This is a genomic window from Pseudomonas sp. KB-10, assembly GCF_018221585.1.
Lineage (GTDB): Bacteria > Pseudomonadota > Gammaproteobacteria > Pseudomonadales > Pseudomonadaceae > Aquipseudomonas > Aquipseudomonas yangonensis.
In genome coordinates, this window is the sequence record NZ_QYYB01000006.1 from 301,258 (window position 1) to 314,267 (window position 13,010).

The following is a 13,010-nucleotide window of genomic DNA, read 5'->3' on the forward strand; positions in this document are numbered from 1 at the left end:
CGTCTTGTTGGAATTGGGGCAGCATCATTCGACGTGAGCCTGGGTCAGCGTTACCTGCGGCGTGCGCCGCCAGAGGTTGACCAACTGCACCACCGCCAGAATCGCCAGCACCAGCATGCTCGCCAGCACCGGCAGCATGGCCAGCACCACGGGGTATCCGACCACCGTACTGACGTTGCCCCAGCCGAACTGCACCTGATTCCAGGCGCCCCAGGCCGAGAGCAGGCTGGCGCCGGCAACCAGCACCCAACTCAGCGAATCCACCAGACGTTGCGCCAGCAACGGGAAGCGATCGCGAATCATGCGGAAGGTCATCAGCTCGCCGCGGCGCATGCCGGAGGCCACGCCGACGAACACCAGCCAGACGAAGGCCAGCCGCGATAGCTCCTCGGCGCCCGGCCAGCCGGTGCCAAATACGTAACGCAGCACCACGTTGGCGAACACGGCCACCACCATGAACGCCATCAGAACCGCCATCAGGCCGTCGGTCAGACGATCGAACAGCCGCGCGATGCGGCCCTCGTAGATTGGCTCGGCACCCAGCTGGGCCGCTTGGTTAGCGCTATCAATTTCGCTATCGAGAACATCCTGAGCTTCGCTGGAAACCGCCTCCGTGGCATCGCGGCGCACCCAGGCCTGGATTTCGGCCACCACAGCTTGCCGGGGCTGCTGCGCGTTCACGACGCGTACATGCGGCTCACCCGCCGGGCTTTCGAGAGTGGCGAACTGGCTATCGACCAGGGAGATCGGCATGAAATGTCCGGGCCGGGCACCGACACGCTGCACCGCAGTGGCGTGGTCGATATTCAGGTGAACGAACTGCAGGCCGGGAATCGCCTGGCGCAGGCGTTCACGGTAGGCACGCTTGAGCGCCGAACAGGCCAGCACGAAGCACTCGCCGGCGGCCTGCGCTGCCAGCATCTGCTCGCACAACGCATCGAGCCAGTGGCGACGATCCTCGTCGCTCAGCGGGATACCCGCACGCATGCGCTCGACGTTTTCGGCAGGATGGAAATGATCGGCTTCGATATGGCGCCAGCCCAGGGCAGCTGCAACCGCCTGACTGATCTCGCTCTTGCCGGAACCACTGACCCCCATGACCACGAGCGTGGTACGGGCAGGCAATGCGGAAGGCTGCTGTTGCATGGGAACTCCAGGGCGCCATCGAGGTGGGCCGCTCATTGTTTGAGGCGGATGTTAGCGCTATCCAAAACGTTCGACAAGCCTACCCCGGCAACATTTGGTAGAGCATTTCTCCTGATGATCAGCACCCGGTACTGGTCCCAATGCGCGTGACACGGTCAAGATCGCGTTCCTGCCACGAGGGAGACATTTCGCTTATGCACCGGCTGAGACACTGCGTCTGGCTGCCCACGCTGTTCCTGCCACTGGCCGCACAGGCCGAGAACGCCACGTACCAGGCCGAGCCGCTGGTGGTTACCGGCAGCCGCTACCAGGCCAGTGGCTGGCGACTGCCCTTCTCGGTCAACCGCGTCGACGCCGAGCAGGCCAGGCTGGGCAAGCCGGGCGTCAACCTGTCCGAGGCGCTCGGCAGCGTGCCGGGCCTGGTGGTGCAGAACCGCCAGAACTATGCGCAGGACCTGCAGATTTCCTCACGCGGCTTCGGTGCCCGCTCGGCCTTCGGCATCCGGGGCATCAAGCTGCTGGCCGATGGCGTGCCGCTGTCCAACCCCGACGGCCAGGGCCAGGCCGCGACCTTTGACCTCGACACCCTGGATCGCATCGAAGTCCTGCGCGGCCCCTTCGCCAGCGTCTACGGCAGCAACTCCGGCGGCGTGATCCAGCTATTCTCGCGCGACGGCGAAGGCCCGCCCAAAGTCTCGCTCGATACATCCCAGGCCGCTTACGGCAGCAGCCGTACCCGCGTCGCGGTCGAAGGCGGAAACGACAAGGGGAGCTTCATCGTCAGCCGCTCGCACTTCGAGACCGACGGCTACCGCGACCACAGCGGCGCCATCCTCGACAAGACCTTCGCCAAACTGACCCTGTACCCGGACGACCTCAGCAAGCTCAGCCTGAGTTTCAGCGAACTGGATCAGAACGACACCCAGGACCCACAGGGCCTGACCTGGCAGCAGGTGCAGAGCGACCGCCGCGCCGCTGCGCCCAGCGCGCTGCAGTTCGACACGCGCAAGACCGTGGATCACCGCCAGTTCGCCCTCAACTACGAACGCAGCTTCGCTGCTGGTACCTGGCAAAGCACGGTCTACAGCGGCACAAGACGGGTGATCCAGTTCCAGTCGATCCCGGTCGCCGTACAAGCGCCGGCATCTCAATCCGGCGGCGTGATCGACTTCGAGCGCCGCTTCCACGGCATCGGCAATCGCTGGATCCAGTCGTTCGGCCTCGGCAGCAGCCTGCTGACTTTCACCACCGGCCTGGACTACGACCATTCGCGCGATGATCGTCAGGGCTACGAGAACTTCGTAGGCGATACCCTCGGAGTCAAAGGCCGCATGCGCCGCGACGAACGTAACGAGGTCACCAGCCTGTCGCCTTATGTCCAGGCAGCCTGGCAACTGGGCAAGCTGAAGCTGCAGGCCGGGCTGCGCCATAGCGAGGTAGCGTTCGAAGTGGATGACCGCTTCCTGAGCAACGGCGACGACAGTGGCTCGGTGACCTACCGCGAGCTGACGCCGACCCTGGGTGCCAGCTATGCGCTGTTGCCCGACCTGAACGTCTACGCCAGTTGGGGCAAGGGCCTGGAGACACCGACGCTCAACGAGCTGTCCTATTCAGGCCCTGACAACAGCTTCGGCTTCGACCTGAAACCGGCCACCAGCGAGCAGATCGAAGTGGGTCTCAAGGCGCGCCTGGCCGATGCGACCAATCTGCAACTGGCTCTATTCCAGATCGATACCGACGACGAGCTGGTGGTCGAATCGGCCAGTGGCGGTCGTTCACGCTTCCAGAATGCTGCGCAAACCCGCCGCCGCGGCGTCGAGCTGGCCCTGGAAAGCCAGCTGAGCGATACCCTGCGCAGCAGCCTCGCCTACACCCACATCGACGCCACCTTCAGCAAGGACTTCAGCAGCCGCGGCGAGGTGATCAATAGCGGCAAGCATCTGCCCGGCATCCCCAACGATACCTTATATGGCGAACTGGCCTGGAAGCCCGTGGAGGGCTTCAGCACTGCAATCGAAGGCCTGTATCGCAGCAAGCTGTATGTCGAGGACAGCAACACCGCCAAGGCGGCCCCCAGCTATGCCCTGTTCAACTGGCAGGCACGCTTCGAGCAGAAAGTCGGTGCAATGACCGTCAACCAGGTACTGCGGATCGACAACCTGCTGGACCGTGAATATGTCGGCTCGGTGATCGTGGGCGATGGCAACGGCCGCTATTACGAACCTGGCCCTGAACGCGCCTGGTACGTCGGCGCGGGCGTGCAGTATCAGTTCGATTGAGGCAGCGCCAGCCAAGCTGTAGGAGCGAATTTATTCGCGATGCGTGCAGCGCTGATCGCGGATAAATCCGCTCCTACAAGAACAACCGCGATACCTTCTACAACCACAGCATCACAAGCTCCGCGCGATCACCATCCGTTGCACATCACTGGTGCCTTCGTAGATCTGGCATACGCGCACGTCGCGGTAGATGCGCTCGACCGGAAAGTCCTTGAGATAGCCGTAGCCACCCAGTGTCTGGATCGCCGCCGAGCACACCCGCTCGGCCATCTCCGAGGCGAACAGCTTGGCCATCGAGGCCTCGGTCAGGCACGGCTGGCCTGCCTCTCGCAGACTGGCGGCGTGGTGCACCATCTGCCGCGCCACGGCGATCTGCGTGGCCATGTCGGCCAGACGAAACGCCACCGCCTGATGTTCGATGATCGGCTTGCCGAAGGTCACCCGCTCGTGGGCGTAATCACGCGCCGCCTCGAACGCGGCGCGCGCCATGCCTACGGATTGCGCGGCGATACCGATGCGCCCGCCTTCGAGGTTGGCCAGGGCGATGCGATAGCCCTCGCCCTCCTCGCCCAGGCGCAGGTTGGCCGGGATGCGCAGCGCATCGAGCTGAATCTGGCACGTGTCGGAGGCATGCTGGCCGAGCTTGTCCTCCACCCGCACCACCGAGAAACCGGGCGTATCGGTGGGCACGATAAAGGCGCTAATGCCCTTCTTGCCTGCCTGCGGGTCTGTGACGGCAAAGACGATCACCATGCCGGCGTGGCTGCCAGAGGTGATGAACTGCTTGGCGCCATCGAGCACGTAATGCTCGCCGTCACGCCGCGCGCGGGTGCGCAGGTCGCTGGCGTCGGAACCGGCCTGCGGCTCGGTCAGGGCGAAGGCACCGAGCATCTCGCCACTGGCCAATGGGCGGAGAAAGCGCTGTTTCTGCTCTTCGCTACCGTATTTCAGAATCGGCATGCAGCCCACCGAGTTGTGCACGCTCATGATGGTGGAACAGGCGCCATCGCCAGCGGCGATCTCCTCCAGAGCCATGGCGTAAGCCAGATGACCGGTATCGGCGCCACCCCACGCCTCGGGCACCAGCATGCCCATAAAGCCCAGCTGGCCCATCTCGGCGATGGCCTCGGCCGGGAAACGATGCTCGCGATCCCAGTCGGCGGCAAAGGGTTTCAACCGCTCCTGAGCGAACTGGCGAGCCATGTCGCGGATAAGGATTTCTTCTTCAGTGGGCAGCATGGCTGGCTCCGGTAAACGGGTTAATCTCTGTGGGAGGCGCTTCAGCGGCGACAGTCGCGGCTGAAGCCCCTCCCACAGGTCAGGTGCGTAGATAGTCAGTACAACTCGATGGCCACGGCAGTAGCTTCGCCGCCGCCGATGCACACGGAGGCCACACCACGCTTGAGCCCGCGCTGTTGCAACGCCGCCAGCAGGGTCACCAGAATGCGCGCACCGGACGCGCCGATGGGATGCCCCAGGGCGCAGGCGCCACCGTGCACGTTGAGCCTGTCGTGAGCGATGCCCAGTTCGCGCATGGCCACCATCGGTACCACGGCGAACGCCTCGTTGATCTCGAACAGATCGACCGTTTCCAAGGACCACTCGGCGCGCGCCAGCAAACGCTGTATCGCTGCCACCGGCGCGGTGGTGAACAGGTTCGGCGCCTGCGCGTGGCCGGCATGACCGACGATGCGCGCCAGCGGTTTCAGACCGCGCTCCTGTGCCTCGGACAAACGCATCAGCAATAGCGCGGCAGCGCCATCGGAAATGGAACTGGCATTGGCCGCCGTCACCGTGCCACCCTCGCGAAACGCTGGTTTCAGGCCGGGAATCTTGTCCGGACGGGCCTTGGGCGGCTGCTCGTCGGTATCCACCAGGCGCCGCTCACGCCCCTGTGGCGCTTCCACGGCGACGATCTCACTGGCGAAACTTCCCTGCTCGATCGCCTGCTGGGCGCGGCGCAGCGACTCCAGTGCGTAGGCGTCCTGCTCCTCGCGGCTGAAGCGATACTGCTGCGCGCAGTCCTCGGCGAAAGTGCCCATCAGCCGGCCACGCTCGTAGGCGTCCTCCAGGCCGTCGAGGAACATATGGTCGAGCACCTGACCATGGCCCATGCGATATCCGCCGCGCGCACGTGCCAGCAGGTACGGCGCGTTGGACATGCTCTCCATGCCGCCGGCCACCAGCACATCGGCGCTACCGGCGAGCAACTGGTCATGGCCGAGCATCAGCGCCTGCATGCCCGAGCCGCACATCTTGTTCAGCGTGGTGCACTGCGCTGCCTGGCTAAGGCCCGCGCCCAGCGCAGCCTGACGCGCCGGGGCCTGCCCCTGGCCAGCCTGCAGCACACAGCCCATCAGCACCGTATCCACCGCCTCGGCGGCAAGACCGGCACGCTCCAGGCTCGAGCGAATGGCCGCAGCGCCCAGTTCTGCAGCGGTAAGGCCGGCGAGATCGCCGAGAAAGCCGCCCATAGGCGTGCGCACTGCGCTGACGATGACGACGGGGTCGAATTGGTGATTCATGAATTTCACCTTCAATTTCGTAGCCCGGATGCAATCCGGGAAATATGTGGGGCCCCGGATTACATCCGGGCTACCTATCCGTTACTTCGCAGCCATACGCAGCGCGCCATCGAGGCGAATCACCTCGCCATTGAGCATGCTGTTCTCGACGATATGTCGCACCAAGGCAGCGTACTCGTCGGGTCGCCCCAGGCGCGGCGGGAACGGCACATTGGCCGCCAGCGAGTCGCGCACCTCCTGCGGCATGCCGGCCATCATCGGCGTCTCGAACACGCCAGGCGCGACGCACATCACGCGGATACACGAGCGCGCCAGATCGCGCGCCGCCGGCAATGTCAGCGCTGCAACCCCGCCCTTGGAAGCTGCATAGGCCACCTGCCCCATCTGCCCGTCGAACGCCGCCACCGAGGCGGTGTTGATGATGACCCCGCGTTCACCTTCGGCATTCGGCGTGTTCCGCGCCATGGCCTCGGCGGCCAGGCGCAGCAGGTTGAAGCTGCCGATCAGGTTGATCTCGACGGTGCGGCGGAAACTGTCCAGGCCATGTGCGCCGTTGCGACCCAACACTTTCTCGGCCGGCGCGACACCGGCGCAATTGACCAGCCCGTGCAGGGAACCGAAGGCCTCCAACGCCAGCGCCACGGCTGCCTGGCCATCCTCTTCGCGAGTGATATCGGCGCGCACGAAGCGCGCGGCATCGCCCAGTTCGGCAATGGCCTGCTGACCCGCCTGCTCGTTGATATCCAGCAGCACAACCTTGCCGCCTTGTCCGACCAGTTCACGGGCACTAGCCAACCCCAGGCCCGAGGCGCCACCGCTGATCAGGGATACGGATTCGTCGATACGCATGCTCAACCTCTGTGATTGTTGTGCGGTGAGATTGACAGCCAGATTTGCACATGTTTACGTTAACGTAAAGGTAAACGAGCGATCACTCATGGCAACCACCTACTCCATCTCCGACCTGGCCCGTGAACTGGATGTCACCCCGCGCGCCATCCGCTTCTACGAGGAACAGGGCATGCTCGCCCCCGAGCGCCGTGGCCAGGAGCGCATCTATCAGCCCAAGGACCTGGTGACCCTGAAGCTCATCCTGCGCGGCAAGCGCATCGGCTTCTCCCTGGCCGAATGCAAGGAGCTGATCGACCTCTACGATCCCAGCAGCGGCAATCACAAGCAGCTCAATACCTTTCTCGCCAAGATCACCGAACGCCGCCAGCAGCTTGAACAACAGCTGCTGGATATCCAGCAGATGCAGCTGGAACTGGATACCGCCGAGGAACGCTGCCTGGCGGCCCTGGCTGAAACGACCGCCTAATCGCCCCACGATAAGAACAATTGCAAGGTGCCCCCATGAGCTATCCCACCCTCAACTTCGGCCTCGGCGAAACCCTCGACATGCTGCGCGACTCGGTGCACCAGTTTGCCCAGAACGAGCTGGCACCGCGCGCCGCGCAGATCGACCGCGACAACGAATTCCCCATGGACATGTGGCGCAAGTTTGGCGACATGGGCCTGCTCGGCATGACGGTCAAGGAAGAGTACGGCGGCACCGACATGGGCTACCTGGCGCATGTGCTGGCCATGGAGGAAATCAGCCGTGCCTCGGCATCGGTGGGCCTGTCCTACGGCGCGCATTCGAATCTGTGCGTCAACCAGATCCACAAGAACGGCAGCGAGGCGCAGAAGCAGAAATACCTGCCCAAGCTGTGCTCCGGCGAGCACATTGGCGCCCTGGCCATGAGCGAGCCCAATGCCGGCTCCGACGTGGTGTCGATGAAGCTGCGCGCCGAGAAGCGCGGCGACCGCTACGTGCTCAACGGCAACAAGATGTGGATCACCAACGGCCCGGACGCCCACACCTACGTGATCTACGCCAAGACCGACCTCAACGCCGGCTCGCGCGGCATGACCGCCTTTATCGTCGAGCGCGACTTTAAGGGCTTCTCCCGCCATCAGAAGCTGGACAAGCTGGGCATGCGCGGCTCCAACACCTGCGAACTGCTGTTCGAGGACTGCGAAGTGCCGGAAGAGAACATCTTGGGCGTCGAGGGCGGTGGCGTACGCGTGCTGATGAGCGGCCTGGACTACGAGCGCACCGTGCTCTCCGGCGGTCCCACCGGGATCATGAGCGCCTGCATGGACGTGGTGCTGCCCTACGTGCACGAGCGCCAGCAGTTCAAGCAGTCCATCGGCGAATTTCAGCTGGTGCAAGGCAAGCTGGCCGACATGTACGCCGGCATGAACGCCTCCAAGTCCTACCTGTACAACGTCGCCAAGGCTTGTGATCGCGGCGAGGAATCGCGCAAGGACGCCGCTGCGGTGATCCTCTACACCGCCGAGATGGCCACCAGAATGGCCCTGGACACCATCCAGCTGCTGGGCGGCAATGGCTACACCAACGAGTACCCGGCCGGGCGCCTGCTGCGCGACGCCAAGCTCTACGAGATCGGCGCCGGCACCAGCGAGATCCGCCGCATGCTGATCGGCCGCGAGCTGTTCAACGAAACCAAATAAGCCTGCGTAGCCCGGATGCAATCCGGGGAAATCCTGTCCCGGATTGCATCCGGGCTACGAAATGGAGCGCCACCGATGGCCATCCTGCATACCCAGATCAACACCCGCTCACCGGAGTTCGCCGCCAACAGCGCGGCCATGCTCGCTCAGGTGGACGAGCTGCGCGCCCTGCTCGCCCGCGTCCATGAAGGCGGTGGCGCCAAGGCGCAGGAGCGCCACACCTCGCGTGGCAAGCTGCTGCCACGCAAACGCATCAACCGCCTGCTCGATGCTGGCTCGCCCTTTCTCGAGATCGGCCAGCTCGCCGCCCATGAGGTGTACGGCGAGGACGTACCGGCCGCCGGAGTGATCGCCGGCATCGGTCGCGTGGAAGGTGTCGAATGCATGATCGTGGCCAATGACGCCACGGTAAAAGGCGGCAGCTACTACCCGCTGACCGTGAAAAAGCACCTGCGCGCCCAGGCCATCGCCCGCGAGAACCGCCTGCCGTGCATCTACCTGGTGGACTCCGGCGGCGCCAACCTACCGCGTCAGGACGAGGTGTTCCCGGATCGCGAGCACTTCGGGCGCATCTTCTTCAACCAGGCCAATATGAGCGCACTGGGCATTCCGCAGATCGCCGTGGTCATGGGCTCCTGCACCGCAGGTGGCGCATACGTACCAGCCATGAGTGACGAAACCATCATGGTGCGCGAGCAGGCCACCATCTTCCTCGCCGGCCCGCCGCTGGTGAAGGCTGCCACCGGCGAAGTGGTGACAGCCGAGGAACTGGGCGGCGCAGAGGTGCACTGCAAGACCAGTGGCGTGGCCGACCACTACGCAGAGGACGACGAACATGCCCTGGCCCTGGCACGGCGCTGCATCAGCAATTTGAACTGGCGCAAGCTGGGCCAGCTCGACTGCCGCGCGCCCATCGCCCCGCGCTACCCGGCCGAGGAGCTGTACGGGGTGATCCCGGCCGATGCCAAGCAGCCGTTCGACGTGCGCGAGGTGATCGCGCGCATCGTCGACGACTCTCAACTGGATGAATTCAAGGCGCTGTTCGGCACTACCCTGGTATGCGGCTTCGCCCGTATCAACGGTTACCCGGTGGCGATCCTGGCGAACAACGGCATCCTCTTCGCCGAGTCGGCGCAAAAAGGCGCGCACTTCGTCGAACTGGCCTGCCAGCGCGGCATTCCGCTGCTGTTTTTGCAGAACATCACCGGTTTCATGGTGGGCAAGAAGTACGAAGAAGGCGGCATCGCCAAGCACGGCGCCAAGCTGGTCACCGCCGTGGCCTGCGCCCAGGTACCGAAATTCACCGTGATCATCGGCGGCAGCTTCGGCGCCGGTAACTACGGCATGTGCGGCCGCGCCTACGATCCACGCTTTCTGTGGATGTGGCCCAACGCGCGCATCGGCGTGATGGGTGCGCAGCAGGCCGCGGGCGTACTGGTGCAAGTCAAGCGTGAACAGGCCGCACGCGCCGGCCAGCCGTTCAGCGACGACGAGGAACAACGCCTCAAGCAGCCCATCGTCGAGCAGTACGAGCAGCAGGCGCACGCTTTCTATTCCAGTGCCCGGCTGTGGGACGACGGCGTGATCGACCCGGCGCAGACACGCGAAGTGCTGGCCCTGGCCCTGTCGGCCAGCCTCAACGCACCGATCGAGCCAACCCGTTTCGGGGTGTTCCGTATGTGATCACCTGTAGGAGCGGCTTCAGCCGCGAATCCTGGCACGCTGATCGCAGCTGAAGCCGCTCCTACCCAGCCCTTCGAGCCTGACACCATGACCGACTTCACTACCGTACAGCTTGAGAAAGACCCGCGCGGCTTCGCCACCCTATGGCTGAACCGCCCGGAAAAGAACAACGCCTTCAATGCCGAGATGATCCGCGAGCTGATCCTCGCCCTCGATGCTGTGGGTGAAGACAAGAGCCTGCGCTTTCTCCTGCTTCGCGGCCGTGGCAAGCACTTCTCCGCTGGCGCCGATCTGGCCTGGATGCAGCACGCCGCCACCCTCGACTACAACGCCAACCTGAACGACGCCCGCGAGCTGGCCGAGCTGATGTACAACCTGCGCGGCCTGAAGATCCCCACCCTGGCCGTCGTCCAGGGCGCGGCCTTCGGCGGTGCGGTGGGTCTGGCCAGTTGCTGCGACCTGGCCATCGGGGCCGAGGACGCGCTGTTCTCGCTGTCCGAGGTGCGCATCGGCCTCGCCCCGGCCGTGATCAGCCCCTTCGTCGTGCAGGCCATCGGCGAGCGCGCGGCCAGGCGCTACGCGCTGACCGCCGAGCGTTTCGACGGCAAGCGCGCCCGCGAGCTGGGCCTGCTCGCCGAGTGTTTCCCGGCCGATGAGCTGGACGCTCAGGTCGAAGCCTGGGTCGGCAATCTGCTGCACAACAGCCCGCAAGCCATGCGCGCCAGCAAGGATTTGCTGCGCGAAGTCGGCAGCGGTGAGCTGACCCCTGCCCTGCGCCGCTACACCGAGAACGCCATCGCCCGTCTGCGCGTGAGCGCCGAGGGCCAGGAAGGCCTGCGCGCCTTCCTGGAAAAACGCCAACCTTCCTGGCAGGAGCAATTACCATGATCGACACCCTGCTGGTCGCCAACCGCGGCGAAATCGCCTGCCGCGTGATGCGCACGGCCAAGGCCATGGGCATCCGCAGCGTGGCCGTGCACAGCGCCATCGATGCCAGCGCACGGCATGTGCGCGAAGCCGACATGGCGGTGAACCTGGGCGGCGCCAAACCCGGCGAAAGCTACCTGCTGATCGACAGGATCATCGCCGCCGCCAAGGCCAGCGGCGCCCAGGCCATCCACCCGGGCTACGGTTTTCTCTCGGAGAACGCCGGCTTCGCCCGCGCCTGTGAAGAAGCCGGGCTGATCTTTCTCGGCCCGCCCGCCTCGGCCATCGAAGCCATGGGCAGCAAGTCGGCGGCCAAATCGCTGATGGAGGCCGCCGGCGTGCCGCTGGTACCCGGCTATCACGGCGAAGCGCAGGATATCGACACCTTCCGCCAGGCAGCCGAGCGCATCGGCTACCCGGTGCTGCTCAAGGCTGCTGCCGGCGGCGGTGGCAAGGGCATGAAGGTGGCCGAATCCGAAGCCCAGCTCGCTGAGACGCTTGAGTCCGCGCAGCGCGAAGCGCAATCGGCCTTCGGCGAATCGCGCATGCTGGTGGAGAAATACGTACTCAAGCCGCGCCACGTGGAGATTCAGGTGTTCGCCGACCAGCACGGCAACTGCCTGTACCTCAACGAGCGCGACTGCTCCATCCAGCGTCGCCATCAGAAGGTGGTCGAAGAAGCTCCGGCACCAGGCCTGAGCCCCGAGCTGCGCCGCGCCATGGGCGAGGCGGCGGTCAAGGCGGCGCAGGCCATCGGCTATGTCGGCGCCGGCACCGTGGAATTCCTGCTGGACGAGCGTGGCGACTTCTTCTTCATGGAAATGAACACCCGGCTGCAGGTGGAGCACCCGGTCACCGAGGCCATCACCGGCCTCGATCTGGTTGCCTGGCAGATTCGCGTCGCCCGTGGCGAGCCGCTGCCGCTGACCCAACAGCAGGTGCCGCTGATCGGCCACGCCATCGAGGTGCGGCTGTACGCCGAAGACCCGGATCACGACTTCCTCCCTGCCACCGGCACCCTGGCGCTGTACCGCGAGGCCGGCAATGGCGACGGGCGGCGTATCGACAGCGGCGTGGCCGAGGGCGACAGCGTCTCGCCCTTCTACGACCCGATGCTGGGCAAGCTGATCGCCTGGGGCGAGAACCGCGAGCAGGCACGCCTGCGCCTGCTGGCCATGCTCGACGACACCTTGGTCGGTGGCGTGAAGACCAACCTGGCGTTCCTGCGTCGCATCCTCGCCCACCCGGCCTTCGCCGCATGCGAGCTGGATACGGGTTTTATCCCGCGCCATCAGCCACAACTGCTACCTGCCCCAGGGGAATTGCCGGATACCTTCTGGCAACTGGCGGCCGATGCCTGGGTGCAGAGCGAGAAGCCACTACAACGCGATGACGATCCCCACTCGCCCTGGGCGAGTCGCAATGGCTGGCGCGCCGGTGGTAAAGCCGAGATCGAGCTTCACCTGAGCTGCCAGGGCGAGAACCGCAAGGTGCGCGCGGCTGACACAGCCTGCTTGCAAGACGAAGAGTTGCTGGCGGAGATAGAAGGTACGCGCCAGCGTCTGCGCGCCATTCGCCGTGGCGACACGCTTTACTTGCAGTGGCAAGGCGAACTGCATGCCGTCACGCGCTTCGACCCCATCGCCGCCGCCGAGGCCAGCCATGCCCAGCAGGGCGGCCTGAGCGCGCCCATGAACGGCAGCATCGTCCGCGTGCTGGTCGAACCCGGCCAGGCGGTCGCGGCTGGCACAGCCCTGGTGGTGCTGGAGGCGATGAAGATGGAACACAGCATCCGTGCGCCCGAAGCCGGCACAGTCAAGGCGCTGTATTGCCACGAAGGGGAAATGGTCAGTGAAGGCACGCTGCTGGTGGAGCTGGCGCCGTAGGGTGGATCACACTTTCTCGATTCACCACCTTCGCTGGATAAGATGGA

Annotated in this window: 10 protein-coding genes; 6 read left to right on the plus strand and 4 right to left on the minus strand. The window is 65.0% G+C overall.

All coding sequences use genetic code 11. The features are described 5' to 3' along the window. Nucleotides 1-24: 24 nt before the first annotated feature. Entirely contained in the window at nucleotides 25-1,146 is a 1,122-nt protein-coding gene (locus DXK50_RS17995) for a gluconokinase, GntK/IdnK-type (protein WP_212631263.1), read from the minus strand. A gap of 194 nt (nucleotides 1,147-1,340) precedes the next feature. Here DXK50_RS17995 and DXK50_RS18000 point away from each other — a divergent pair, with 194 nt between their 5' ends. After that, entirely contained in the window at nucleotides 1,341-3,425 is a 2,085-nt protein-coding gene (locus DXK50_RS18000; RefSeq protein WP_212631264.1) for a TonB-dependent receptor family protein, read from the plus strand. A 111-nt stretch (nucleotides 3,426-3,536) separates the two neighbouring features. Here DXK50_RS18000 and DXK50_RS18005 read toward each other — a convergent pair whose 3' ends face one another. The 3 genes from DXK50_RS18005 to DXK50_RS18015 form a co-directional block, all read right to left on the minus strand. After that, nucleotides 3,537-4,664, minus strand: coding sequence for an acyl-CoA dehydrogenase family protein (locus tag DXK50_RS18005; protein ID WP_212631265.1), 1,128 nt, complete (start codon nucleotides 4,662-4,664; stop codon nucleotides 3,537-3,539). Nucleotides 4,665-4,759: 95 nt separating this feature from the next. Next, nucleotides 4,760-5,950 (minus strand): acetyl-CoA C-acyltransferase, encoded by a 1,191-nt coding sequence (locus DXK50_RS18010; RefSeq protein WP_212631266.1) that lies wholly within the window; start codon nucleotides 5,948-5,950, stop codon nucleotides 4,760-4,762. Between the two features lie 81 nt (nucleotides 5,951-6,031). Further along, entirely contained in the window at nucleotides 6,032-6,799 is a 768-nt protein-coding gene (locus tag DXK50_RS18015; protein WP_212631267.1) for a 3-hydroxyacyl-CoA dehydrogenase, read from the minus strand. An 88-nt stretch (nucleotides 6,800-6,887) separates the two neighbouring features. Between DXK50_RS18015 and DXK50_RS18020 the strand changes: the two genes are divergently transcribed. From DXK50_RS18020 to DXK50_RS18040, 5 genes are all read left to right on the plus strand, one after another. Continuing rightward, nucleotides 6,888-7,268: a MerR family transcriptional regulator gene (locus DXK50_RS18020; protein ID WP_212631268.1), complete on the plus strand. Its 381-nt coding sequence runs from the start codon at nucleotides 6,888-6,890 to the stop codon at nucleotides 7,266-7,268. 35 nt (nucleotides 7,269-7,303) lie between these two features. Beyond that, the gene (locus tag DXK50_RS18025; RefSeq protein WP_212631269.1) at nucleotides 7,304-8,467 is read left to right on the plus strand and encodes an isovaleryl-CoA dehydrogenase; all 1,164 of its coding nucleotides are present in this window, start codon (nucleotides 7,304-7,306) and stop codon (nucleotides 8,465-8,467) included. Between the two features lie 75 nt (nucleotides 8,468-8,542). Beyond that, nucleotides 8,543-10,150 (plus strand): carboxyl transferase domain-containing protein, encoded by a 1,608-nt coding sequence (locus tag DXK50_RS18030; RefSeq protein ID WP_212631270.1) that lies wholly within the window; start codon nucleotides 8,543-8,545, stop codon nucleotides 10,148-10,150. Nucleotides 10,151-10,237: 87 nt separating this feature from the next. Further along, nucleotides 10,238-11,038, plus strand: a complete 801-nt coding sequence (locus tag DXK50_RS18035; protein ID WP_212631271.1) for a gamma-carboxygeranoyl-CoA hydratase — start codon at nucleotides 10,238-10,240, stop codon at nucleotides 11,036-11,038. Continuing rightward, complete coding sequence (locus DXK50_RS18040) at nucleotides 11,035-12,963, plus strand: acetyl-CoA carboxylase biotin carboxylase subunit (RefSeq protein WP_212631272.1); 1,929 nt, start codon at nucleotides 11,035-11,037, stop codon at nucleotides 12,961-12,963. Before DXK50_RS18035 ends, DXK50_RS18040 begins: the two co-directional genes overlap by 4 nt. Nucleotides 12,964-13,010 lie beyond the last annotated feature (47 nt).

What these genes read in the sequence shown, in the direction of transcription:
- DXK50_RS17995 (WP_212631263.1), bottom strand. Translation starts at nt 1,146, where the DNA reads ATGCAACAGCAGCCTTCCGCATTGCCTGCCCGTACCACGCTCGTGGTC.
- DXK50_RS18000 (WP_212631264.1), top strand. Translation starts at nt 1,341, where the DNA reads ATGCACCGGCTGAGACACTGCGTCTGGCTGCCCACGCTGTTCCTGCCA.
- DXK50_RS18005 (WP_212631265.1), bottom strand. Translation starts at nt 4,664, where the DNA reads ATGCTGCCCACTGAAGAAGAAATCCTTATCCGCGACATGGCTCGCCAG.
- DXK50_RS18010 (WP_212631266.1), bottom strand. Translation starts at nt 5,950, where the DNA reads ATGAATCACCAATTCGACCCCGTCGTCATCGTCAGCGCAGTGCGCACG.
- DXK50_RS18015 (WP_212631267.1), bottom strand. Translation starts at nt 6,799, where the DNA reads ATGCGTATCGACGAATCCGTATCCCTGATCAGCGGTGGCGCCTCGGGC.
- DXK50_RS18020 (WP_212631268.1), top strand. Translation starts at nt 6,888, where the DNA reads ATGGCAACCACCTACTCCATCTCCGACCTGGCCCGTGAACTGGATGTC.
- DXK50_RS18025 (WP_212631269.1), top strand. Translation starts at nt 7,304, where the DNA reads ATGAGCTATCCCACCCTCAACTTCGGCCTCGGCGAAACCCTCGACATG.
- DXK50_RS18030 (WP_212631270.1), top strand. Translation starts at nt 8,543, where the DNA reads ATGGCCATCCTGCATACCCAGATCAACACCCGCTCACCGGAGTTCGCC.
- DXK50_RS18035 (WP_212631271.1), top strand. Translation starts at nt 10,238, where the DNA reads ATGACCGACTTCACTACCGTACAGCTTGAGAAAGACCCGCGCGGCTTC.
- DXK50_RS18040 (WP_212631272.1), top strand. Translation starts at nt 11,035, where the DNA reads ATGATCGACACCCTGCTGGTCGCCAACCGCGGCGAAATCGCCTGCCGC.